At 28.1% G+C, this 26,213-nt stretch carries 22 protein-coding genes and 1 riboswitch; of the genes, 16 read left to right on the forward strand and 6 right to left on the reverse strand.

Translation table 11 applies throughout. The annotated features are described in order from the left end of the window. Positions 1-2: 2 nt before the first annotated feature. The 6 genes from CP523_RS10770 to CP523_RS10795 all read left to right on the forward strand — a co-directional run bounded on the left by CP523_RS10770 (position 3) and on the right by CP523_RS10795 (position 6,094). Positions 3-932, forward strand: coding sequence for a dihydrodipicolinate synthase family protein (locus tag CP523_RS10770; protein ID WP_066674101.1), 930 nt, complete (start codon positions 3-5; stop codon positions 930-932). Positions 933-1,053: 121 nt separating this feature from the next. Continuing rightward, the gene (locus tag CP523_RS10775; protein WP_066674100.1) at positions 1,054-2,019 is read left to right on the forward strand and encodes an acetylxylan esterase; all 966 of its coding nucleotides are present in this window, start codon (positions 1,054-1,056) and stop codon (positions 2,017-2,019) included. 1 nt (position 2,020) lies between these two features. Further along, positions 2,021-2,980, forward strand: coding sequence for an acetylxylan esterase (locus tag CP523_RS10780; RefSeq protein ID WP_066674099.1), 960 nt, complete (start codon positions 2,021-2,023; stop codon positions 2,978-2,980). A 57-nt stretch (positions 2,981-3,037) separates the two neighbouring features. After that, positions 3,038-3,736, forward strand: coding sequence for an N-acetylmannosamine-6-phosphate 2-epimerase (locus tag CP523_RS10785; protein ID WP_066674098.1), 699 nt, complete (start codon positions 3,038-3,040; stop codon positions 3,734-3,736). A gap of 4 nt (positions 3,737-3,740) precedes the next feature. After that, entirely contained in the window at positions 3,741-4,679 is a 939-nt protein-coding gene (locus CP523_RS10790) for an ROK family protein (protein WP_066674096.1), read from the forward strand. Between the two features lie 203 nt (positions 4,680-4,882). Then, entirely contained in the window at positions 4,883-6,094 is a 1,212-nt protein-coding gene (locus CP523_RS10795; protein ID WP_066674094.1) for a PucR family transcriptional regulator, read from the forward strand. A 10-nt stretch (positions 6,095-6,104) separates the two neighbouring features. Here CP523_RS10795 and CP523_RS10800 read toward each other — a convergent pair whose 3' ends face one another. Together CP523_RS10800 and CP523_RS10805 are read right to left on the reverse strand one after the other, a co-directional pair. Then, positions 6,105-7,028, reverse strand: coding sequence for a DMT family transporter (locus CP523_RS10800; RefSeq protein ID WP_066674092.1), 924 nt, complete (start codon positions 7,026-7,028; stop codon positions 6,105-6,107). Between the two features lie 27 nt (positions 7,029-7,055). Further along, positions 7,056-7,811 carry a creatininase gene (locus CP523_RS10805; protein WP_066674091.1) on the reverse strand — a complete coding sequence of 252 codons (756 nt, stop codon included), beginning with the start codon at positions 7,809-7,811 and terminating at the stop codon, positions 7,056-7,058. A 269-nt stretch (positions 7,812-8,080) separates the two neighbouring features. On the opposite strand from CP523_RS10805, the gene codA reads away from it, so the two are divergent. Further along, positions 8,081-9,343 (forward strand): cytosine deaminase, encoded by a 1,263-nt coding sequence (gene codA / locus CP523_RS10810; protein ID WP_066674088.1) that lies wholly within the window; start codon positions 8,081-8,083, stop codon positions 9,341-9,343. Between the two features lie 446 nt (positions 9,344-9,789). Here the strand turns inward: codA and CP523_RS10815 are convergent, their stop codons facing one another. After that, positions 9,790-10,812, reverse strand: a complete 1,023-nt coding sequence (locus tag CP523_RS10815; protein WP_120140473.1) for an IS6 family transposase — start codon at positions 10,810-10,812, stop codon at positions 9,790-9,792. Positions 10,813-10,935: 123 nt separating this feature from the next. Between CP523_RS10815 and CP523_RS10820 the strand changes: the two genes are divergently transcribed. Beyond that, complete coding sequence (locus CP523_RS10820; protein ID WP_066677599.1) at positions 10,936-12,942, forward strand: methyl-accepting chemotaxis protein; 2,007 nt, start codon at positions 10,936-10,938, stop codon at positions 12,940-12,942. 238 nt (positions 12,943-13,180) lie between these two features. After that, positions 13,181-15,958, forward strand: a complete 2,778-nt coding sequence (locus tag CP523_RS10825; protein WP_066677600.1) for an alpha-L-fucosidase — start codon at positions 13,181-13,183, stop codon at positions 15,956-15,958. Between the two features lie 71 nt (positions 15,959-16,029). On the opposite strand, the gene CP523_RS10830 is transcribed toward CP523_RS10825, so the two are convergent. The 3 genes from CP523_RS10830 to CP523_RS10840 all read right to left on the reverse strand — a co-directional run bounded on the left by CP523_RS10830 (position 16,030) and on the right by CP523_RS10840 (position 17,969). After that, the gene (locus tag CP523_RS10830) at positions 16,030-16,674 is read right to left on the reverse strand and encodes a hypothetical protein (protein ID WP_066677601.1); all 645 of its coding nucleotides are present in this window, start codon (positions 16,672-16,674) and stop codon (positions 16,030-16,032) included. 144 nt (positions 16,675-16,818) lie between these two features. Beyond that, positions 16,819-17,199, reverse strand: a complete 381-nt coding sequence (locus CP523_RS10835; protein ID WP_066677603.1) for a DUF4363 family protein — start codon at positions 17,197-17,199, stop codon at positions 16,819-16,821. Beyond that, positions 17,196-17,969: a YetF domain-containing protein gene (locus tag CP523_RS10840; RefSeq protein ID WP_066677605.1), complete on the reverse strand. Its 774-nt coding sequence runs from the start codon at positions 17,967-17,969 to the stop codon at positions 17,196-17,198. Before CP523_RS10840 ends, CP523_RS10835 begins: the two co-directional genes overlap by 4 nt. Before the next feature lie 195 nt (positions 17,970-18,164). On the opposite strand from CP523_RS10840, the gene CP523_RS10845 reads away from it, so the two are divergent. From CP523_RS10845 to CP523_RS10875, 7 genes are all read left to right on the forward strand, one after another. Next, on the forward strand, positions 18,165-19,820 hold the full coding sequence (locus CP523_RS10845) for a nucleoside kinase (protein WP_066677609.1): 1,656 nt from the start codon (positions 18,165-18,167) through the stop codon (positions 19,818-19,820). A gap of 130 nt (positions 19,821-19,950) precedes the next feature. Then, positions 19,951-20,631 carry an L-serine ammonia-lyase, iron-sulfur-dependent subunit beta gene (gene sdaAB, locus CP523_RS10850; protein ID WP_120140850.1) on the forward strand — a complete coding sequence of 227 codons (681 nt, stop codon included), beginning with the start codon at positions 19,951-19,953 and terminating at the stop codon, positions 20,629-20,631. A gap of 1 nt (position 20,632) precedes the next feature. Further along, complete coding sequence (gene sdaAA, locus CP523_RS10855) at positions 20,633-21,511, forward strand: L-serine ammonia-lyase, iron-sulfur-dependent, subunit alpha (RefSeq protein WP_066677613.1); 879 nt, start codon at positions 20,633-20,635, stop codon at positions 21,509-21,511. Positions 21,512-21,534: 23 nt separating this feature from the next. Further along, a riboswitch (TPP riboswitch) is annotated at positions 21,535-21,642 on the forward strand. A 71-nt stretch (positions 21,643-21,713) separates the two neighbouring features. Beyond that, the gene (thiW, locus tag CP523_RS10860) at positions 21,714-22,211 is read left to right on the forward strand and encodes an energy coupling factor transporter S component ThiW (RefSeq protein ID WP_066677617.1); all 498 of its coding nucleotides are present in this window, start codon (positions 21,714-21,716) and stop codon (positions 22,209-22,211) included. 90 nt (positions 22,212-22,301) lie between these two features. Then, positions 22,302-23,147 carry a hydroxyethylthiazole kinase gene (locus CP523_RS10865; protein ID WP_066677619.1) on the forward strand — a complete coding sequence of 282 codons (846 nt, stop codon included), beginning with the start codon at positions 22,302-22,304 and terminating at the stop codon, positions 23,145-23,147. Between the two features lie 284 nt (positions 23,148-23,431). Then, positions 23,432-24,331: a hypothetical protein gene (locus tag CP523_RS10870; protein ID WP_066677621.1), complete on the forward strand. Its 900-nt coding sequence runs from the start codon at positions 23,432-23,434 to the stop codon at positions 24,329-24,331. Between the two features lie 404 nt (positions 24,332-24,735). Further along, a complete protein-coding gene (locus tag CP523_RS10875; RefSeq protein WP_066677622.1) occupies positions 24,736-26,085 on the forward strand; it encodes a SpaA isopeptide-forming pilin-related protein in 1,350 nt (449 codons plus the stop codon). Positions 26,086-26,213 lie beyond the last annotated feature (128 nt).

A 26,213-nucleotide genomic window follows, 5' to 3' on the forward strand; every position in this document is an offset into this window, starting at 1 on the left:
AAATGAGTAAATTTGACATTAAAGATTTTAAAGGTGTAATCCCAGCAGTATTAACAGTTTTTGATAAAGATGAGAATATTGATGAAGTAGGAATGAGACAACTAGTTTCATACTTAATTGATAAAGGTGTAGATGGACTATATTTAACTGGTTCAACTGGTGAAGGGTTCACTATGAGTAGTGAAGAAAGAAAAAGAGTAGTTGAAATAGTTATGGATGAAAATAAAGGAAGAGTTCCAGTTGTAGTTCATGTAGGAGCTATAGGAACTAAATTATCAATAGATCTTGCAAAACATGCTGAATCCGTAGGAGCAGATGGAATATCAAGTGTTCCGCCTTTCTACTGGAAATTTAATGAAAATCAAATTGTTAAATATTATGAAGAAATTGCAAAGTCATGCAGTCTCCCAATGATAGTTTATAATGTACCTTTAGTTGGCTTATTAGGAATGAATACTATTAAGAGATTAGCAGCAATTGAAAATGTAAAAGGAATCAAATATACTGCATTAGCTCATTATGAAATAACACAAATAAAGGATGAAATAGGGGAAGACTTCCTAGTATATTCAGGAGCAGATGAAATGGCTATGTCAGGTCTTTTAGCAGGAGCTGATGGAATAGTTGGGTCATTCTATAATATAATGCCAGAACTATTTATAAATATTAAGAAAGCTATTGATAATAAAAATATTGATGAAGCTCAAAAATTACAACGTTATGCAGTTGAAATAATAATGTATTCTTTAAATATACCATCATTCTATGCAGGAATGAAAGCTGTATTAAGATGGAGAGGAATAAATGCTGGATATTGTCGTAGTCCTTTCGAAAATTTAACAGAAGATCAAGAAGCAGAATTTAGAGAAGGATATAAGAAATTAAAAGAAACTTATAATATTGTAGGTGTTGATTTCTTAGATGAGATATAAGATAACTCTGAAAAGTAAATAATAGTATATATTTATAATTTGTAATTAGAAATTGGGTTGTAGGATTTATTCCTACAATCCAAACAATATAATAAAGTCTATTTCCAAAAGGGGTGATAGAGTGCCTATTATAGATATGCCATTAGAAAGACTTAGAGAATATAAGGGAACTAACCCTATACCAGAAGATTTTGATTCTTTTTGGGATAAGAGAATGGAAGAAGTTCAAAAACATCCATTAGAATACAAAATAATTCCTAGCGAAATCATTGGAAATGACTCTTGTGGTTTTTATGATTTATGGTTTAAAGGAATAAATGGAGAAAATTTATATGCTAAGTATATAAGACCTAAAATAGAATATGATTTGCCGATAATTTTACAGTTTCATGGGTATCCAGGAGCAAGTAGAGGTTGGTTTGAACAAGCTTCATTTGCAGGAATGGGATGTGCTATTTTAGCTATGGATTGTCCAGGGCAAGGTGGAAATGGAGAAGATGTAGGTGGATTTAAAGGAACAACCGTTTCAGGACATATTATTGCAGGGCTAGATGGAGATCCAAAAGATATGTATTATGTAAGATTATTTCAAAATGTTTCAATATTATGTAGGATAGCTGAAGAATTAGAGGGAATAGATAAAAATAGAATTTATGCAAATGGAGCTAGTCAAGGAGCTGGTATAACGTTAGCCTGTTCTTCATTGAATCCAGTTATAAAAAGGTGTGCAGCATTATATCCATTTCTTTCGGATTATAAAAGAGTTTGGGATATGGATTTAGATTTAGTAGCATATGAAGGCTTAAGATATTATTCAAGATGGTTTGATACAATGGGAGAAAGAAATGAAAAGGTATTCATGAATCTAGGGTATATAGATGTTCATAACTTAGCTCATAGATTACAAGCAGAAATTTTATTTGGAACAGGACTTATGGATAATATTTGCCCACCATCAACTCAATTTGCTGTTTATAATAATATAACTTCTAAGAAAAAACATGTTATTTTTCCAGATTATACTCATGAAGAAATAGGAGTATTTGATGATATGCTAATAGATTTCTTTTTAAAGGAGGATGAGTAATATGCCAATGTTAGACATGCCAATAAAAGAAATGGAGTCATATCGAGGTAGTGGAATAATTCCTAAAGATTTTCATGAGTATTGGAGAAATGAAGTTAAAAAGGTAAATGAAAAAAAATTAGAATATAAAATAATAAAAAAATTTTTTAACAATAAACAAGCTAATTATTATGAAATTTATTTTAAAGGAATTGATGGTGCGGAAATTTATGCAAAGTATATTTCTCCAGCTGTAAATAGAAAGGTGCCAACAGTACTGGAGTTTCATGATTATAAAGAGGCAAGCAGAAGCTGGCATTATCTTACTAGATATGTAGCTATAGGATATTCAGTTTTAGCTATGGATTGTAGAGGACAAGGAGGGAAAAGTGAAGATATTGGAGGGGTAAAAGGCTCAACTGTTTGTGGTCATGTAATTAATGGATTAGATGATGATATTAATAGAATGTATTACAGAAAAGTATATTTAGATGCTTATATATTATCTATGATAGCAGAAAGGCTTAATAAAACTGATGTAAATAAAATGATAGCCTTCGGAAAAGGGCAGGGAGCAGCATTAGCATTGGTAGTTTCAGCTTTAAATAAAAATATTAAAAAATGCTCCTTACAATATCCATTTTTAGCTGATTTTAAAAGAGTTTGGGAAATGGATTTAGATATAGATGCATATGAGGGAATAAGATATTATTTCAGATGGTTTGATCCAATGCATATTAGAGAAAAAGAAATATTTGAAAAGCTAGGATATATAGATATAGTTAATTTTGCTAGTAACTTGAATTGTGAATTATTAGTTGGAACAGCATTATTAGATTCTATATGTCCTCCAAGTACACAATATGCTATTTTTAATAATGCAAATTGTAATAAAAAGCATTTAGTATTTCATAAATATGGACATGAATTAAATAATTTTTTTGAAAATGAGAATTTGAAATTTATGTTATTTAATAATTAAATAAAGTTATTAAAATGTGTATCAAAAATAAATTTAGGTATAGTTAGGGGTGCAAAAATGAGGAAAGAAGAAATGATAAATAAAATTAAATCTGGATTAATAGTATCTTGTCAAGCGCTTGAAGGAGAGCCTTTATATATTGAGAATGATTCAATAATGCCACTAATGGCAAGAGCAGCTAAAAAAGCAGGAGCTTGTGCAATTAGAACTAATGGAGTTAGAGATGTTATAGGAATAAAGAAAGAAACACAGTTACCAGTTATAGGCATAATAAAAAAGTCATATGAAGGATATGAACAATATATAACAGTAACAATGGATGAAATAGATAAACTTGTAGAAGCTGGGGCTGATATAATTGCACTAGATTGTACTCTAAGAGAGAGAAAAGATGGAAAAACTGTAGCAGAACACATAAAATCTATAAAGGAAAAATATCCAGATATATTATTAATGGCTGATATATCAAACTTAGAAGAAGGAATTAATGCCTGGAAATCAGGAGTAGACTTAGTTGGAACTACATTAAGTGGATATACAGATTACACTCCTAAACTTGATGGACCAGATTATGAATTAGTAAAATCGCTTGTAGAAGCTATAGATATTCCAGTTATAGCTGAAGGTAGAGTACATTATCCTAACCAAGCGGTAGAAATGTTAAAGTTAGGGGCTACTGCAGTTGTTGTTGGCGGTGCTATTACTAGACCATTAGAAATAACAAGTAGATTTATGGATGCTATAAATAAGAGGTAAAATTATGAAATATTTAGGTGTTGATATAGGTGGAACTTCCGTAAAAATAGGATTAGTTACAGATAGGGGGAAGATAATAGCAGAGGATAATTTTAGTGTATCTTTTGATAATTATGAAACTCCTATATTTGAAACAGTAAAAAAATCAATAGATGAGTTTTTAAATAATAATGATATAGATTCAAGAGAACTTTCTGGTATTGGAGTATCGGCAACAGGTCAAGTTAATACTACTACAGGCACTATTGTGGGCGTAGGAGGAAATATTAAAAATTGGTGTGATACAGAAATAAAAAAAGAACTTGAAGAAATATATAAGTTAAAAACTACAGTTATTAATGATGCTAATAGCATGGTTATTGGTGAACAATGGATAGGTAGAGCAAAAGGATATAAAAATATAATAGGAATTACTATAGGAACAGGAATAGGTGGTGGAATAATAGTAAATTCCAATATTCTACTTGGAAATATAGGAATAGCTGGAGAACTTGGACATTTTTCTATAAATTCTAATGGGAAACAATGTACTTGTGGTAATATAGGATGTTATGAACAATATGGATCTATGACTGCATTAATAAAAGAAGTTAAAGAAAGATATGAAGATATAGAAAATTTATCTTTTGAAAAGGATAAAGTAAATGGTAAAAATATTTTTGATGAACTTGAAAAAGGAAATAAAAAATTAGAGATTATAGTAAATAATTGGATTGAGAATATAGGCAAGGGTTTAGTAAGTTTAACTCATATTTTTAATCCCGAAATAATAATAATTGGTGGTGCTGTAAGCAAGCAAGAAAAATTATTTATAGATCCAGTTAGAGAATATGTATTAACTAATGTTATGAAAAAATTTGGGGAAAATCTAAGAGTTGAAGCAGCAAAATTAGAAAATAATGCAGGGTTAGTTGGAGCAGTTTATTATAATATAAATAATTAAAAGATTTAAATTAAGAAAGAAAAAGCTAGATAGGTAATGATTCCTATTTAGCTTTTTTATATATAATATTTAATTAAATTGTAATAAAAGATTGAAAATAAAGAGATTATTATTTTAATTTTCAAATTTTAGTGAATTATATTTAAATTATTACAATAAAATGGTAATATAAAATAAGAAAATAAAATATTAGGAGTGATTTTATGACTCTTTGTTGTAAAGATTTATTTCAACTTAAATATTTTTCAGAGGCAAAATTATTAGCTGGAAAAGGAGGATTAAATAGAGAAATTTCTTTACCATATGTAAGAAATACCGAATCAATTTCAAATTGGTTATATGGTGGAGAGCTATTATTTGTTACATACGAAGAAAGTAAGAAAGATGATAATGATTTATTATTACTATTTGAAGAATGTATTAATAAAAGACTTTCAGGAGTAGTAATTTTAATAGATAATAAGAATATAGATAATATTCCTAACAAGATTATAGAAATGTCAAACAAAGAAAAGTTGCCTCTATTTATAATGCCATGGGATATTAAACTAGTAGATATTATACAGGAGATTTTCTTGAAAATAGAACAGAATAGGGAAGAATCAAAAAACGCAAAGCATTTTCTTGAATCTATTATTTTTTCCCAAAATAATTTTAGTGATGATATAAATACTTTAGCTGAATTTTATAATATTAAAATAAGACCGTTTCATTGTATTTCTTTATTTAAAATAAAAAAGTTAAATAATAATTGTTATGATACAGGAAATATTAATAGAACTATAGTCAATTCATTAGAAGAGACTTTAAATACAGAAATATATACATTGCTTCCTATGGAGTATGCAGATCATTTATTATTATTAATATTTTCTAATAGTAATGATGATATGAAAAAAGTAGTACAAGCTATTGAAGCAGTATTGAATATTACAAGATCAAAATATCCAGATATAGAAATTAACTTAAGTTTTAGTAGAATTAGAAAAGAATATTCTGAAATAAAGGCTAGTTACAAGGAAGCTTTTAAAGCATTGTCAATTATAAATATATATAGCAAAGATTCAAATATTATTAGATATGATGATTTAGGAATTATCAGGTTATTTATGGAATTAACGGATACTAAAGAAGTTGAACAATACTGTTATGAAAATATAGGACCTATTTTAGAGTATGATAATAAGCATGGAATGAATTTAATAGGAACATTAAAGTGTTACTTTCAAAATAATAGACATTTAATAAAGACTTCACAAGAACTTTTTATTCATAGAAATACATTGCTTTATAGATTATCAACAATTAAGGAACTTTTACAAAAGGATTTAGATGATGCAATTATAAATTTAGAGCTTTTTAATAGTATATTAATTTATGAGTTTATAAATCTACGAAATGAAAAGGGCCTGTGACAAAATATTGTCACAGGCTATTTGCTTCTTTGGTATCAATTGAAGCTTCTTTATTTTTAGTAAAGGATAGTGTCAATACACCAGCAAAAATTAAAATACATGCAATAATTTTTATTAATGTTATTTTTTCGCCTAGTAGTATTGCTCCAAATATTACACTTGTTATAGGTTCAAATGTAGTGATAACAGCAGCTTCGCTTGCACCAACATATTTTATACCAAGTTGTAATAATGATAGTGCAACTACTGTGCATAAAAACGCAAATATTACAGATATGATCCATGCTTTAGTTGTTAAAGTAGAGAATACAAGTTGTTGTGTAAATTCTCCATATAAAAACATACCTATAGTAGAAGCTAATGCAACATAAAATGTTATTTTAAATGGTTGTTCACCTTTTAAGCCACTCTTATCCATAAAGATAATATAAAATGCATAGAATATTCCGGAGACTACTGCTAAAATTAATCCAAGTAATGCACTAGATCCAAAGGAAGAAGAGGTTAGTGCTGATACAAAGAAGCAGCTTATACCGGACATAGCAATAATTAATGCTAATATCTTTTGCTTACTTAATTTTTCCTGGAAGAACATTACACAACCCAATGTTACAAATATTGGATAAGTAAAATGGATTGGGGTTACAATACCTACATCTATATAAGCAAAAGCTATGTTTAAAAGTAATGTTGTTATAGCATTTCCAACAAATCCTAATATAACTAAATCTCTAAATTGTTTCTTTGTTACTTTTAAGTCTATTTTTAAAAATAAAACAATAATTAATAAAAAAGGTAAGCTTAAAAAGTTTCGTAAAAAGGTTAATGTTACAGGATTACTTCCTTCAGCTCCATAAGTTAAAGGTCCAAGAGTAAAGGCAAAACCAAATGTAATAGAGGATAACATTGTAAGAATTATTCCTTTAGTTTTCATAAAATACCTACTTCTTTCTAGTTAAGTTTATTTGAAAGCTTCATTAATAATTTTAACTATATTTTCTACAACGTCATCTACCATCATTTTTCCTTTTTTAGCTGAAGATGATTTAGCAGAAGCTAATATACCAGTTTCAGGAACAATCCCTTTTTCTATAGGATACTTGAAGTAAGTTCCAGGAGTAGCGTTTTCAGTATCTAAAATCTTATCTTCTCTAACAAGTTCTGGTGCAAAATACATCATTAATGAAGTTTCTGTAACAGCTGCATGTTCTAAAGCCCAACCTGGGAATGGAACTTCATCAAATATTTTATCAATAAGGTCAGGTGACATTGGATCCCACCAGTTAGTAAGTAGTATTTCAACCTTGTCCCCATATTTAGCAGAACATAAATCCATAGCTTCTACGATAAATGCTTCATTTTCAAAGTGAGCACTTAATAAGAAGATTTTTTTGAATCCATCACGAACGAATTCATCTATAATATCCATTACTAATGCCTGTAATGTGGCTCCGTTTAAATCAATAGTTCCAGGGAATAGAGGGCCACCACCACTTAATGGTTTTGATTTATATCCATATGAAAGAGTAGGTGCAACTACACCATTTACTTTTTCTGCTATACGATAAGCAAATCCTTCAGCTAATACTGTATCAACACAAGTTGGTAGATGCGGACCATGTTGTTCAGTAGATCCTATTGGAAGGATGATAACATCATCTTTTTTCTTAGCAAATTCTTGCCATGTCATATTTGTCATTTTTACATTTTCATACATAATAATATATCTCCTTTTGGCTGTCTTAATAGTATTTTTATATTAAACTGTTTTGAAGCGCTTAATATGTGTTTAGTATAATGGATAGTATGAATTGGTACAATGTATTTAAAATACAAATATATCCATATAATTATGTTCTATTTATGCACAGTAATATTAAAAGAATATTATATATTTAGTACAATGACTATACTATGTTTTAATGTTAGACTTCCCATATAAGTAATTTTTATTAGTTATATGTTAAATGGGAGGAGATTAATTAAATGAAATCTATTATATTTAAAAATGTTAAATTAAAAGGAAAAGAGGAGTTAGTTGATTTATTTGTTGAAAATGGAGTCTATAAAGAAATAGGTTCTAATATTTCTAAAAAATATAAAGATATAGAATCATATGATATAGAGGGAAATCTTGTTGTTCCACCTTATGTTGATCCACATATACATTTAGATTATGTATATACAGCTCGTATGCCAGGTGCTAATAATGGAACAGGAACACTTTTTGAAGGAATTCAAAGATGGTCTGAAACAAAGGGAAACATGACTATAGAAGAAGTAAAAGAACGTGCTAGAATTGCTTTAAAGAAGGAAATTTTATATGGAACTCAATATCTTAGAACACATGTTGACGTAACTGATCCTAAACTTACTTGCTTAAAGGCAATTATGGAGTTAAAAGAAGAAGTAAAAGATCTAGTAGATATACAAATCATAGCGTTCCCACAAGAAGGTATGTATTCATATAAAGGTGGGGACAAGTTAGTAGAAGAAGCATTAAAAATGGGTGCTGATGTAGTAGGAGCTATACCACATTTTGAATTTACAAGAGAAATGGGAGAAAAATCAGTAAAAAAATCAGTAGAACTTGCAATGAAATACAATAAATTAATAGATCTTCATTGTGATGAAACTGATGATGAACAATCAAGATTTGTTGAATTATTAGCTGCAGAATCTTATATGAATGGAATTGGAGAACTTACAACAGCAAGTCATACTTGTGCGATGGGATCATATAATAACGCTTATGCTTTTAAATTATTTAAACTTCTTAAATTATCAAATATGAACTTTATATCATGTCCAACAGAAAATATTCATTTACAAGGTAGATATGATACTTATCCAAAGAGAAGAGGACTTACAAGAGTAAAGGAATTAAATGATGCAGGTATAAATGTTTGTTTTGCACAAGATTCAATTTCAGATCCATGGTATCCATTAGGAAATGGTAATCTAATGAATATCTTAGATGCTGGTATTCATATTTGCCATATGATGTCTTTTGAAGAAATTAATAATGCCTTAGACCTAATTACAGTAAATGGAGCTAAAACTCTTCATATACAAGATAAATATGGTATAGAAGTAGGAAAAGATGCTAATTTTATAGTATTAAATGCTAAAAATGAATTTGACGCAATACTAGAAAGAGTAGGAGTTAATTGTTCAGTAAGAAAAGGTGAATTCTTATTTAAGAGAGAACCAGAAGTAATAAATACTAATATAACTTTATTAAGATAAAAAAGCTAAGGGGATATCCTTAAATAGATAATTTTAAAAATATGATTTATACTTAATAAAAATTAAATAATACAATCATATATGATGAGAGTACCTAGTAAGAAAATGTGATTTTACTAGGTACTTTTTATTTTCAATGTCTAAAAAATAATTATTAAATTATAGTTTTTAGAAATTTCCCTAATATTCTTATATATTATAGAAAAAGATTTCATTCTATAATGTATTAAATTGGTATTCTACTAAATATACTTTTGAGATATTCGATAATATAAGAGTAATATATAAAATTATGAATCTGTTAAGTTGATATGAAAAAATAGCTTGATTTTTCATAGAATTACTTGCTCTTTGAAAATTATATAAGTTTGAATGTTTTATTGTATGGCAAATAAGCCTACAATAGCATTGATTTTTTGCAGGTTAATCAAAGGTATTAAATTTAATTAAGATGCTGAAAACCAAGAGTTTTTAGCAAAGCTATCGCTGGCGAAGCCGGCAACTTCTGCTGGAGTACAGTTATTTAATGATCCATGTGGTCTAATAAAGTTATAGTGAAAGATAAATAAATATATAAGGTTATTAGCTTTTTGAAAAGAGTTGAATCCTTTCTTGGTTTTATACCAGGCTTTAAATGTTTTATTAAATGATTCAATTAAATTATTATTTGTATCACTAGACATTGGAGCTACAGGAATATGAGTTGTATTGGGCAATAGCGTAGCCACGGCTTCATTATATGAAGGTAATCTATCAGTTATAAAATTAGCTGGTTCACCAAATTTTTTAGCTTCATTTACCAATGCGTATGCTGAATCAGAACTTCTAGATTTAGTTAAATGAAATGCTAAAATAAATCTAGTTTCTGAATCAATAGCTAACCAAAGGTAGTATCTTTCACCATTAATAAATACTACTGTTTCATCAGCGTGCCAATCGTCAGATTGTAAGTTTAAACTAGCTTTAAATTTATCAGCCTTTTGTTTAAAGAAAGGTGCAAATTTATTAGTCCAACTGGCTATCGTGACATGAGATACTTTAATTCCAGAGTTAATCATCAAGAATTGAGAAATGGCTCTTGTTGATGAATTATTTAAAAAATATAGTGTTAATGCAGTTAGTATTACATGTAGCGGAAAACGCATTCCTTTCATTGAAAGGGAACCACTAACTAATTCACTAGAAGCTGTATCAATATTGGTGGTGTGATGTTTTACTATTATGTGATTACACTTCTTGTTATTGCACTTATAGCGATTGTAATGTTTATATGCATGATGTAAGTAAGTTCCCTTACCGCATCTAGGACATTTAGGATTATTTAGTTTAGGACGTCCGTCACCGTCGCCTAGGACGAATTGGCGCTTACACTGCTTACATTGATACTTTTGTTTAGCCTGCTTATTCATACCAAACTTATATAGTTTATCAGAATTACAGCGTGGGCATTTTATATTAGTTTTGCTCATTGTTCTTCTCTCCTTTTCGAAGGGGGTATTATTTAGTCTTGCAAACCTATTGTATTTCCTTGGGTTGAGAAGAGCAATGTTCATATAACTTAACAGATCGAAAATTATAAAAAGGGGGATAATATGAGAGGTTGTAGTAAAAAAAGTTTAAAGGGAGAGATATTGCAACTGTTGCTTTTAACGTCTATAATACCAATTTTTGTGATAAGCTTATCTAATTTCTATATTATAAATAAAAATTTAAGGAAGCAATTAAGCAATAATATAGAAAGTGGAACAGAAGCTGTAAGACAGGCGTTAGTAAATAGTCATAAAACTAGTATTGCTGATATTGATTATTTAGCTTTAGATCCTAATGCTAAAGGAATAGTTACTAATAAAAATAATGAGGAAAAAACTTTAAATGAAATTTTAGATGGATATATTAAAACTACTGAGGATATAACGTGGGTTTATATTGGAACTAAAAATGGAAAATATATTTCTAAACCGGATACCACATTAAGTAGCGATTTTGATCCAAGGCAAAGAGAATGGTATCGTAATGCATTAGAGCATCCTTCAGAGACAGTGTTATCAAAACCATATATAGACATAGAAAACAATAAGATTGTTATTACATATTCTAAAGCTGTAAAAAATGATAATGGTGAAATTCAGGGTGTTGTAGCATTAGATAAGAAGTTAGATAAAGTATCAGATATCATTAATGAAATAGATTTAGGTAATAATGCATTTCAAGGTATAATGAGTGAAGATGGATTTATTCTTGCTCATAAGGATAAAAGTTTGATAGGGAAAAGTGGTAATGACTTACCGTGGATAGAGAAAGTTAAGAAGATTAATAACAATCAAACTGAAAAAATTAGTATTGATAATAAAGAATATATTGTTTATAAAAAAATAGATAATATTACGAATTTAAGTATGATAGTATTTATACCTAATGAGCAAATTATTAAAAATATAATAAATGGAATGATAATACCAATAGTAATACTTATTTTAGTTATTATATTTACTGGTATAGCTACAAAGTTATTTGCAGATAGATTAACTCATCCAATTAAGAGTGTTGTAAATATTTTAGAAAAAATAAAAAGTGGTGATTTTACCGAAAAGGTTGAAGAAAAAAGTTATTATAATTTAGAAATAAGTTCAATTATTGTTGCTTTAAATTCCTTAATTGATGATATGAAAATATTATTAACAGGAGTTAAAGAAGCTTCAGATTATGTTAAGGAAGGATCTACTACTTTATTTGGAATAATAAGAGAATCAAGTAATGTAGGTGAAGAAGTAGCTAAATCTGTACAACAGATAGCAGAAGGTTCTACAAATCAGGCAACTGAATTAGATATAACTGTAAATGTAGTAAATAATTTAGAAGCTGAAGTTAATAAGTCTATAAACAATTCAAAATATATGCTAGAGGCTTCAGATAAAGTTAAGAGTTCAACATTACAAGGTACAGTTGCTATAGAAAATTTAAGTGATAGTTATGAGGAAAATAGAAAAGCTAGTAATAATATATCTTCAAAAGTAGATATATTAGCGAATAAATCAGAAGAAATTGTAAAAATAATTGATACTATAGGTTCGATAACAGATCAAACTAGCCTTTTAGCATTAAATGCAAGTATAGAGGCGGCCAGAGCTGGAGAAGTAGGACGTGGATTTGCGGTTGTAGCAGAAGAAGTGAGAAAATTAGCAGAGGAATCTGCAAAATCAGCTAAAGAAATAAATAAAGTTATAGAAGAAATAAAATCTAGCATAGATGAGCTTTATAAAGAAACTAAAATTACAGAAGATTTAAATGAAAAAACAGTAGGTAGCTTAGATATAACTAAGGATAAATTTAAAGTAATAGATGAAATGATGAATGAATTAGAAAAGACAATAAAATTATTCACAAACTCTTTATCAGTAATAAATGATAATAAGAATATTGTTGTTAATAAAATCTCAGAAGTTGCTACAGTATCTGAAGAATCAGCTACAATTACAGAAGAGGTAAGTGCAGCAACTGAGGAGCAAGCGTCAAGTTTACAAGAAATGACTATTCAATCAGAAACTTTAAATACCTATGCAGAAAATTTAAAAATACTTATAGAGAAATTCAAGATTTAATTATTAAAATAAAATTTATATAGTTAAATATTTTAGAGTTACTATATATGTATAAGTAGAGAGTATAATAAAAATTATAAAACTAAAAAACATCTCATATTTAAATATTATGAGATGTTTTTTTAGTTAGCACAAAAAAAAGTAAAATTATTCAGAAAATTCAAAAATTTAGAAGGGATATTAAAATTTATAGAGAATATTTTTAATTGGTAATAAAAGTATTTTAAGGGGGATTTAAATGAAAAGGAAAGCTTTATTTAAGTTATTTGCTTCAACGATGACTCTTTGTTTTTTAGCAACTGGGGTACAAGCTTTTGCTTCTGTTACAAGAAATACAGTTTCAGAAGATGTAGAAGCGGCATATGGTCCAACACCTACAGAATTGCAGCTTGATTATCAAAAAGAAGAATTAACAACATTTATTCATTTTGGAATGAATACATTTACAGGAAGCGAGTGGGGAAATGGAAAGGAATCACCATCACTTTTCAATCCAACAGAGCTTGACGCAAATCAATGGATAAAAACATTAGCTGATGCAGGATTTAAAAAAGTAATTTTAACGGCAAAACATCATGATGGATTTTGTTTATGGCCAACTAAGACAACAGAACATGACTTAGAAAATAGTCCTTGGAAAGATGGAAAAGGAGATGTAGTTAAAGAAGTTGCAGAGGCCTGTTCAAAATATGGACTAAAGTTTGGGTTATATCTATCACCATGGGATCAAAATTCTAATGATTACGGAGAAGGTAATGGGGGAGATTATAATGATTTTTACGTTAATCAATTAACTGAACTTTTAGAAAATTATGGAGAAATATCAGAGATATGGATGGATGGAGCGAAGGGGTCTAACGTAGTTCAAGATTATGATTTTGAAAGATGGTTTAAATTAATTAAAGAAAAACAACCTAATTGTATTATATGGAGTCAAGTAGGTCCTGATGCTAGGTGGATTGGAAATGAAAGTGGATATGCAGGTGAACCTTGTTGGTCAACAATAGATATAGAAAAAATGAGACAACAGGAAATTCCAAGTTATTTAAATACCGGCGAGGAAAATGGACCTGACTGGGTAGTAGGAGAATCAGATGTTTCAATAAGGCCAGGTTGGTTTTATCATGCGAATCAAGATAATGATGTTAAATCATTAGAGAAGCTTATGGATATTTATTTTAAGTCAGTGGGTAGAAATTCAGTATTACTATTAAATATACCACCAGATAAAAGAGGAAAACTACATGAGTATGATGTTAAACGAATTAAAGAATTTGGGGATGCAATAAAAAACACTTTTAATAATGATTTAGCTTTAGGAAGTAATGTAATAGCAGAAAATGTGGCAGGAAATAATGAAAAATTTTCGGCAGATAAAATAATAGATAATAATTATGATACTTATTGGGCACCTAATAATTCAGATAAGACTGGTAGTATAGAAATTAATTTAGGTGAAGAAAAAGAGTTTGATGTTATTAATCTTCAAGAATATATACCACTTGGTCAAAGAGTAGCAGAATTTGATATTGAAGTATTTGAAGGTAATGCATGGAAAAAAGTATTTGAAGGAAAAACAATAGGATATAAAAGACTAGTTAGAATCCCACCTGCAACAGCATCAAAAATTAAAATTAATATAAAAAGGTCGTTAGCAACTCCTTTAATAAATAATGTAGGGGTGTATAAACAACCTACGAATATAGAATTACCATCAGGACCACCAGAAGGATTAGATTTCTTAAATGATGGAAATAAAGGAAGTGGAATTGGAGAATTTAATTTTAGTAATGGATGGGTTCATGAAACTCTTGATAGGGATAGAGGAGGGGATTCCCATTATACAACAACAACAGGTGCAACCGTTAGAATAAAATTTAATGGTACTAAATTTTATTTATCTGGGGCTAAAGATCCATCTCATGGAATAGCAGAAATATCAATAGATGGTGCAGAAGCAGTTGACGTTGATACTTATTCAGAAAATAGAATAAACCAAAGTATTTTATATGAATCACCAGATTTAGATGATGGAGAACATGAAGTTGTTATTAAATGTAGTGGAAGAAAAAATCAAAACTCAAGGGGCGTGGCTATTCATACAGATGGAGCCTTTATATTAAATAATGGTGGAAAAGGTATGTTTGAAATGGAAGAAATCTCTTATACAGTTAAAGAGAATATAGGTAAAGCTATATTTAAGGTTATAAGAAAAGGTGGCAGTACAGGAAGAGCAGAGATAAACTATGAAACATTACCAGGAACTGCATTAAATGCAAAGGATTATCAAACATGGTCAGGAACATTGGCATTTAACGAAGGAGAAAAAGAAAAGACTTTCGAGATAAATATAATAGATAATAAAAATTTAGAAGAGTCAAGATACTTCTTTTTAAAATTAAGTGATCCTATAGGTGGAGCTATATTGGGATTTGATACGCAATCAAAGGTAACTATAGAAGATGATGAACTTATAAAAATAGAAACAGCTGATGTAGGAGATGAACTTTATAAGTTCAATTTAAGTAATGGATGGAATCAAGAAAGTGGAGGAATGTGGACTAATGATATGAATTCAACATTTACAATAAAGTTTATTGGTAGAAAAATATCATTAGTAGGAGCAGTGGATCCTAACCATGGGATATTCCAAGTTTCTATAGATGGAGGAGAATATGTAGATGTAGATCAATATGCTGAAAGTAGAAAAACTAATGTAACTTTATTTGAAAGTGAAGAGTTGGCATATGGAGAGCATACTTTATCTTATAGATTAAAGGGAGAGAATTCACATGGAGGTAGGCCAGATGGACAGATAACGTATGCTTTGGTTGATGCAAGCATGGCAGAAGTGGAAATGCCAGGAGACTTTAATTCTAATGGTAAATATGATATAGGTGATGTTGCTTTAGTATCAAAATATTATGGACAAAATAAAAAAGAATATGACTTAAATAAGGATAATATTATAGATGAATATGAAGTGAATTTTATAACTGATAAGATTTTAGAGTAAATTATATAGAATAAGTTGTAATAATATAAAAACAGTCCTGAAAGAATATTTTCAGGGCTGTTTTTAATATACTAGAATAAGTGAGCTACTAGTTTTCCATCTTGTTCAAATAATGTAACTGTATAAGAATTAAACGGAACTGCATAAGCACCAACTTTAGATATAGCAACTCTTATTTTTAGAGTTATTCCTGTATTTGTTTTATTGCTTGGTCCTTCAAATGTAACAGTATCCAAAGAAAGGGCCATAGCTTCGCCTTCAGACATATGCATTTGATTTCTAAGAGATTCTAAATCAGCTTGTAAATTAGTTTTATCTACTTCAGTAATTGGAGTAATTCCATTTTTATTAGAAGAATCAAAAGAAACTAGATGAGTATATACTTCTGGATTTTCATTAACATATTCTGTTAATAAATCCTTAGCAAAATCTATTTCCTTAAATTCTCCAGCAACATAAGGATATTCTATATTATAAATATCTGTTGATTTTTCTATAGTTTTTATATCTTTAGAGGAAGTATAAGTTTTTCCAAAAGCATCAAATGATACTATAGGCTCAGGAGTATTCTCTTCTTCTTTAGGCTTTTCAGGAATTTTTTCTTCAGTACTAGGATTATTAGAGTTAGCTTCATTATTAGATTTAGGACTATTACAACTAACTAGAGTTATTAGCATAAATGATGATAAAATAATTGATAATGTTTTTCTTATCATTATAAAATTCTCCTTTGCAAATAAGTTATGTAAATCTATATTATAATAACATATTTTGGAAGAGATTTGTTGGGAAAATATTATATTTGTAAAAAAAGTAGATTTAAATTATCGTAAACAATTTAAATCTACTGTAAAAAATATTTATAAAAGGTTTTTAAAATTTGGTTTCTGTAAATCTTTAAGATGTTCGGCAGAATATCTTAATAGATGAACTGAAGATAAGGATTCGGCTCTATCATTTCCTTTAATATACAAAGATAGCTTTAAAGATTCATTCATTAATGTATCATAATCAACATGATTTAAATAAATAGCTGGAATTGTACTTTTTTCTTTTATAAGCCCTAGTAATTCTACAGCTTGGTCATAAGCAAATGATTTATCATTATTATCTAAAGAATCTTCTATTTTTTCACATTTAATAATGATTTCATCACATAAAGAGATAAAATCAGTATCAAGATAAAAGAGAGCTCCTATTAAAAGAAGAAAAAGCATTATTGAAATAATAGTATTTTTCATTGCTTACACCCCTTTTCATAGTCATCATAAAGTTGATATATAAATTTTCCAGTAGTATCTGTCATTGCAAGTAGAACTTTATCTATAGAATCGATTTTGTGTTTTTTTAGTTCGTTTTTTACCCACACTTTATTTTTCCCAGAAGAAGTCAAAGCATTGTTATTAACTTCACCATCTAATACGTATATAATTGGCAATCTAGGCTTAGATTGATTTTTTGAAGAATTAGATTTATTACTATTAGAGGTATTAGTTTGATCGCTAGAGTTTCCGTTACTATTAGATTGTGTATTACTACAATCAGTAGAATTTGAAGAGCTAGAAGAGCTTTGAGATGTCAAAAATGAAAGTTGACCATTATTTTCCAATATAGCATACTCTATTTCGCTAAGATCAAAATATCCTGCTAGTCTTAGTTCTTCCATAAGCTCATCAAGATTAATTTGTTGTTTTTTTAATGCAGAAAAATTTACTTTTCCACGACAAATTAAAATACTTGGTTCACCTTCTATTATCTTTCTAGCTAATTGACTTTTAAGCTGTAATTGGGTTAATAAAGTTTTTACAAATAATAAAGTGATTATTGGTATAACACCTAAAATTAAGGGTAATCTGGTATCTTGCATTGGTAATGCTGCTAAATCTGAAATCATAATTGTTATTACAAATTCATATGGTTGTAGCTCACCAATTTGTCTTTTTCCCATAAGCCTCATGACAAATACTACTAATGCATAAAGTATAATAGTTCTTATAAGTACTATAAACATTTTACCAATCACCTCTCTAAAGTAGTATTTCATAGGATTTGTATTTTTATTCTAAAAATTATGGTTATAATAGATTTAGGAAAAAGAGTTTTTAATTAAGTTGTTTGATTTGGTTACTTTTTTCAAATCGTAGTATAATATACATAAAGATTGATTTTTTATATGTAGAAATGTATTAAATCTGGAGGGATTTAAATGAGAATTTTTAAAATTTATTATGAAAATAAAATCTTAGAAGTAGGAGAAGAAACTACTTTTAAGGATTTTTTAGAGTCGAAATTAAAGTTAGATTATCATGATATAGCTTTATGCAGATTAAATGGCAATTATCATGAGTTAAGTAAGAATATAGAGGAAAGTGGTAATTTAGAAATATTAAAATTTGATAGTGTTATAGGAATGAAAATATATTCAAGAACACTTCAATTTATATTTATTAAAGCTGCTTTAGATTTGTTTGGAAATTCAAGAATAACAATTGAGCATAGTATAAATAAAGGATTATTTGGAGAAATTCACAAAGAAGAAGTTTTAAGTAAAGATGATATTTTAAAGATTAAGAATAGGATGATTGAAATAATAAAAAGTGATATTCCTATAAAGAAAGTAAAGATTAAAAAAGAGAAAGCAATAGAAATATTTAAAAACTATGGAATGGAAGATAAAGTTTTATTGTTAAATTATGTTAATTTTGAAACAGTAAATTTATATAATTTAGATGGAAGATATGATTATTTCTATGGTCAAATGGCATATTCTACAGGGATAGTTAAGGCTTTTGATTTAATGTATTATGATCCAGGTTTTATTTTAAGAACCCCTGAAGAAAAAAACTTAAATGAGTTACCACCATATAAAGAAAATAAAAAGTTAGCTCAAATATTTCTAGAAACAGAAAGATGGCTTGATATATTAGAAGTGGGTGAAGTAGGTTCTTTAAATAAAAAAGTAGATAGTAGTGAAGTTAAAGACCTTATAATGATATCAGAAGCTTTACATGAGAAAAAAATAGCTAATATAGCAGATATGATAACTAATAAGAAGGAAACTAAAGTTGTTCTTATAGCAGGTCCAAGTTCATCTGGAAAAACAACATTTGCAAATAGATTAGGAATTCAATTAAGAGTAAATGGCTATATACCAATACCTATATCTTTAGATGATTACTTTGTAAATAGAGAAGAAACTCCTTTAGATGAAAATGGGGAGCCTGATTTTGAAAGCATATATTCTTTAGATTTAGAATTATTTAATAAAGATTTAAATAAATTACTTCATGGAGAAGAGGTAGAGATTCCATCATATAATTTTAAAAAGGGTAAAAGAGAATGGGTAAATAATAAATTAAAGTTACCTCAAAATGGCATAATAGTAATAGAAGGAATACACGGACTAAATCCAATACTTACTAAATCTATTGAAGATAAAAATAAATTTAAAATTTATATATCAGCATTAACACAATTAAATTTAGATAATCATAATAGAATTGCAACTACTGATATAAGAAGAATTAGAAGAATGGTTAGAGATTATTTATCAAGAGGATATGGGGCAGAAGAAACATTAAAAATGTGGCCTTCAATAAAGAGAGGAGAAGAAAAAAATATATTTGTTTATCAAGAAGAAGCAGATGTAATGTTTAATTCAACTCTAGTTTATGAATTATGTGTACTAAAAAAATATGCCTTAGAAGAGCTTGAAAAAATAAAGCCAGAAAGTCCTGTATATATACAAGCAACTAGATTAAAAGCATTTTTAGGATTTTTCAAAGAAATAGAAAAAGAATCTGTTCCTGAAAACAGTATTTTAAGAGAGTTTATAGGGGGAAGTATTTTCTATAAATATTAATTATGAAATTCTTGTAAGATACAAAAAAATTTCGTAAACTTAATAATATAAATTATTATTTGAAAACTAATTTTCAATAATATTATTACGATTTTAGATAGTTAAACTACTTATGATAAGGAGAAATATTATGAAAGATGTTGGTGTATTTGATATAATGGGGCCAATAATGATAGGTCCATCTTCCTCTCATACTGCAGGAGCAGCAAGGCTTGGAAAAGTTGCTAGAGCTGTATCAGAAGGTGATATAAAAGAAGTTAGATTTTTGTTACATGGCTCTTTTGGAAAGACGTACAAAGGACATGGAACGGATAGAGCTTTAGTAGCTGGAATATTAGGAATGGAACCTTCTGATATTAGGTTAAGAGATGCGATTGAAATTGCAGAAAAGCAAGGGATAAAAGTAAGCTTTGAAGAAGCTGATTTAGGAGATGCTCATCCCAATACAGTTAAGATATTAATTAAAGGAAAAAAAGAAGAGAAATATGAAATAATAGGATCATCAATAGGTGGAGGAAGCATTCAAATATCAGAGGTAAATGGAAATAATGTTGAATTCACAGGTGCTTATCCCACATTAATAATATCTCATATGGATATACCAGGTGCAGTATCCAAAGTTACAGCAATTCTTTATAAAGATGATATAAATATAGCATTTATGAAGGTTTTTAGAAGTCAAAAAGGAAAAGAAGCTACTATGGTTTTTGAGGTTGATCATTCAATGCCAAAGGAAATGATAGAAGAAATAAAAAAGATAGATTCAATAAAAAAAGTAATAATGATTAATCCGGCAAAGGATGGTGAATGATATGTTTGCAAGATCAGGAGAAGAATTATTAGAAATTTGCAATAATGAAAATATAAATTTAAGTGAGTATGCTATAAGATTTGAAATGGAGAATAATGAATTATCAAGAGATGAAGTTTATGAAAAGATGAGAAAAAATCTTGAGGTAATGAAAGTTGGAGCTATGGAAGGCAGAGAAAAGGCTGTTTATTCTGTAAGTGGACTTATAGGAGGAGATGCATATAAGCTGCAAAAGTACTTAGAAAGTGGTAAGTCTTTAACAGGGGATACAATGATAATGGCTATGGCTATGGCTTTATCATCTTCAGAGGTTAATGCTTCTATGGGGAAAATTGTGGCATGTCCAACAGCAGGATCTTGCGGAATAGTTCCATCGGTTATCTTATCAGCAGGAGAGAAATTAGGGAAAAATGATAAAGAACTTATAGAGGCATTGTTTGCAGCATCAGCAGTTGGGATGATTATAGGGATGAATGCAACACTTGCCGGCGCAGAAGGTGGATGTCAAGCAGAATGTGGCTCAGCAGCAGCAATGGCATCAGCAGCAGTAGTTGAAATGATGGGAGGAACTCCTAAAATGGCATTAGATGCAGGGGCAATTGTTCTTAAAAATGTTTTAGGTTTAGTTTGTGATCCAGTTGCTGGACTTGTTGAAATACCATGTGCTAAGAGAAATTCATCAGGAGCAATAAGTGCTTTATGTACAGCGGATTTGGTTATGGCGGGAGTTGAATCAAAAATTCCATTTGATGATACTGTATCGGCTATGTATAAAGTTGGAAAGAGTTTACCAGCTGCTTTAAGAGAAACAGCTCTTGGTGGAGTGGCTATTACTAAAGCTGGACTTGAACTTAAAAAGAAAGTATTTGGAGAAAAGTAGAGGTTAAAATTAAATTAAAGTTTATTTAGAGCTAGGGGAGCTATGTTTTAGCTGAGATTGAAAATAAAATTTTCTAAACCCTTGAACCTGATATGGCTAGAACCATCGTAGGAAAGCACTAATAATTTATATATTATTATGTTTAATTAAGGTATAGCTATGGCTATACCTTTTTTATTAATTTAGAATTAAAGGAGAAAAAATGAACAAAGAAAAAATTTCAACAAAAAAACTGGCATTAAGTGGTATATTAGTAGCTATATCTACTATATTAGGTACATTTTCAATACCATTTTTAGGAGCTAAAATATCACCAGTACAACATTTTATTAATGTATTATCAGCAGTTACTATAGGACAGGTTTATGGAGTAGGAACTGCATTTGTAACATCATTATTAAGAAATATATTGGGGACAGGTAGTTTACTTGCATTTCCAGGAAGTATGATAGGGGCATTTTTAGATGGATTCATATATAGTAAATTTAATAAAGTAGAAGGTGCTTTAATAGGAGAAATCATAGGAACTGGAATACTAGGAGCTATAGTAGCATTTCCAATAGCATCTATAATTTTAGGAAAGGATGTAGCGTTGTTTTTCTATGTAGTTCCTTTTTCATTAAGCTCTTTATTTGGTGGGATAATAGCATATATTTTAATTAAAATACATAGCGTAAGAATTTTATTAAAAAAAAATTAGACAAGCATATAAAGTTTTAACATATCTAAGTACATTAGAATATTATAAAATAAACTTAATATTTGTTCCTATTTTAGAGAGGGAAAAAATATGCAAATTAATATAGAGGCTTTAACCGATATTTTAGACATTCAAAAGGATAGCAAACCTCTTATACATTGTATTTCTAATTTGGTTACTATAAATGACTTAGTACAAAGTATTTTATGTTACAGCGGTAAGCCTATAATAGCTCAGGGAATAGAAGAAGTTAATGAAATAGCTTGCAATTCTAAAGGATTGTTATTAAATTTGGGAACATTAGATAGTAATAGGGTAGAAGCAATGGAAAAATCACTAAAGGCAGTAAGAAAGAAAAATATTCCAGTATTATTAGATATAGATGGAATAGACATGTCTTTTTTTAGACAAGATACAGCTTTAAGGTTTTTAACAAGATACAATATAAATATAGTAAAGGGAAAACTCTCAGAATTTAAGAGGTTAGTTGATAGTGAAAGTAATATAAATAATATTGATTCCATTGACATAACAATAAAGGGAAATTGTGAAATAAGATCAGAAATAAAAAATGTGGCAAGAAAATTTAGAAATATAGTGGTGGTAGTAGATAAAGAGTATTATGTAACAGATGGATTTAGTGAATTTTTTATAATGAATGGAGATGTAATATTTGAAAAAATATATAGTATTAATACTATATTTAGCGGATTAATTGCTACTGGCATGGCGGTAACTTCTACAAAGGCAGAAATGATAAAAGCGATTTTAGTAGCAATTGTAACTATAGGTGTATGCCAGGAGTTAGTATTGCAAAAGAAAAAGGAAAGCGATGGATTAATTATTTTAAAACAACACTTATTTGATGAGATATTTAATATAAAAAAGGAAGATTTAAAGAAAATGGGAAATATAATATATGAGTTTAAAAGATAAAAAAATTTATTTAATTTTTTAGAAGTAAGTGATGCTAAAAAGTATCACTTACTTTTTTGTAAAATAAATTTAATAAAATTAGTATATTGTAATAATACTTACAGATATATGTATTATTACAATATACTAGTTGTAATTCAATTAAATTGAAGTAATAGAGAATTTCGAATGTTTATTTTATGTTTTTATAAGTTCATCTATTAATATGATAAATCACAAAAAAATTAATACACATATTATATAGTATAACGAATATATCAAATTAAGTAGGGGATGAGAGAGTATTGAAAACTAAAGATGAGAAGAAGCAAGAGAAATCTATTATTTATAAAGAGATTATTTCACCAGATAGTTTTATAAATAAATATGGAAATAAAGAGTATGTAGTAGAAGGAATCGGATCAAGTGTAAGTTGTATTATGAAAATAAATAAATCTGAAGATAAAATAAGTAATATGGTTATAGATATTATTTTTCCAGAAGGAATGAGCTATATACCTGAAAGTTTTGTAATTGGAATATATAAAGAAAAAGACTTAAAATGGTTACGAAGTAAAGATTTCATAAAAATAAAGGAAGATAAAATTATCTTAAATATTGGAAATACTAATAGTTGTTATTATGTGTTTTATAACCTTAAGGTTTGTGAAATTAAAAAAACTTATCTGGATAAAACAATAATAAATTATAATAATATAACTGATAGTTTAAGTTTAACTATAAAGTATAAATTAAATTCAGGAGTATTAAACGCCAATAAAAGTGTAGTATTAGAAGATTTAGATGATAATAAAAATAAAAGAATAAACTACAATATGGAGTTTAAAAGTTATGGGTATTTTAATGAGAATTATATATTTTTTAGTGAGAAACTTGATAATAATATAAAAATTTTATCAGTTGATGTACCGGATAACTTCACTTATAAAATAGAGGACGATAATACAATAACATTTTTTAATGATAAAGGAGATATTAATTACGGAGATCATTTTAATGTTACAATAATTGCAAATGTAGATAATATATTTATTGAAGAAAATATTAATAATATAAATAAAAACAAACTAGATAAAAATATTAATAATAGATCAAATATTCTATTATCAGACGATTTATTTATAGAGGATAATAGCAATATAATAATTCAAGTTGTAAATAACTCAGAAGGAGTAATTAATTAGAATTTATGGATAGTTATAGTGTTGATATATAAGATATTTATACTATAACTATTTTTCTATAATTTATTTAGCAAATATTAATTAGACAATTGCAATAGTATTAATATTTATATAAAAAAACTTATTAGTTTAAATAATAAGCAAAAAAAGAGCTATTTTTACAAATTAAACTATAAATTAATAAAAATAATTTAGTTAATAGCAATTTTTTATCTTTATTCATAAGTTAATTAGTAGAAGAGAAAATTCTATTAGAAATGATAGGAGAGTTTAAGTAATATATTGTTAAATTGTATAATTTGTCAATAAATAATTTGTAGAAATTATTTAAAGTGACTTCGTAAGTATAGAAGTAATGCTCTCATGAAAAACAATTAAAAAGTAACTAAAAGGGGAATGAGATCATGAAACCAGAGACAAATGAAACTGAAAAAGAAACTAAAAATTTGGAATCAACAAATTTTAATTCAAGTTCAGGAGTTAAACAATTCACTATTAATCAAGGACAAACAACACCATTAAATTTAACTATAGCTAATAAACCAATTCAGGGATCATTGGAAATAACAAAAATAGATGCTATAACTAAAGCACCGTTACAAGGAGCAACATTTAATGTATTAAATTTAGCAGGAAAAGTAGTAGGAACGGGAACAACAAATAGTAAAGGTAAGTTAACAATAAATAATCTTCCAGCAGGAAACTACACTTATGTAGAAACAGTAGCACCAACAGGATATGTACTAGATAGTACACCAGTACCATTTAGTATAAAAACAAATGGGCAAGTAGTAACAGCAAAGATAGTAAACCAAGCAATAGAAGGATCTTTAGAAATAACAAAAATAGATGCAATAACAGAAGCACCATTGTCATGTGCAAAATTTGTTATAAGGAATAATCAGAATAATATAGTTGCTTGTGGTTGGACAAATAGTCAAGGAAAATTATGCTTTAGTTTACCTTATGGTAGTTACACTTATCAAGAAGTTTGTGCTCCAAAGGGATATCAAAGCAATACAACTCCAATATTATTTGAAATAAATACAAGCAATGAAGTTGTTATGGCTAACGTAACGAATCAAGCGATAACACCACCAGTAAATAATAATGGTATTCTAAAAATAACTAAGGTAGACTTATGCAATATAGGTGAAGTTCTACCAGGCGCTAAATTCCAAATAATTAATTCTAAGGGCAATATAGTAAAAACAGTTGTAACCAATAATCAAGGGGTTGCAGAGGTAAGTTTACCAGCAGGAATTTATTATGTAATAGAAATAAAAGCACCAATTGGATATGGAATATGCAGAACAAGAAGAAGAATAACAGTAATGGCAGGAAAGACATCAGAATTATTATCTAGAAATAGAAAACTAAATAATTTCTGTAAATGTAATCCTTGTTGTTACAATTCTTGTGATTTTCCAAATTATAAAATAATACCGCCAGTAAATAATAATGGTATATTAAAAATAACAAAAGTAGATTTGTGTAATATAGGTGAAGTTTTACCAGGAGCTCAATTCCAGATAGTTGATTGTAATGGAAATATAGTAAAAACAGTTGTAACTAATAATCAAGGAATTGCAGAGGTAAGTTTACCAGCAGGAATTTATTATGTAATAGAAATAAAAGCACCAATTGGATATGGAATATGCAGAACAAGAAGAAGAATAACAGTAATGGCAGGAAAGACATCGGAGTTACTATCTAGAGATATAAAGATAAATGGATTTTCATATCCATATTAGTATTAAAAATTAAATAAGAGACCCACTAAAAAGGGTCTCTTTGTTTAAAGCATAGTAAAATATATACAAGTTAAAATAAATTATTTATTAAAAGTATGAATAAAAACTCAAATATACTGAATTTTGAA

This window comes from Clostridium septicum (genome assembly GCF_003606265.1).
Taxonomy (GTDB): Bacteria; Bacillota; Clostridia; order Clostridiales; family Clostridiaceae; genus Clostridium; species Clostridium septicum.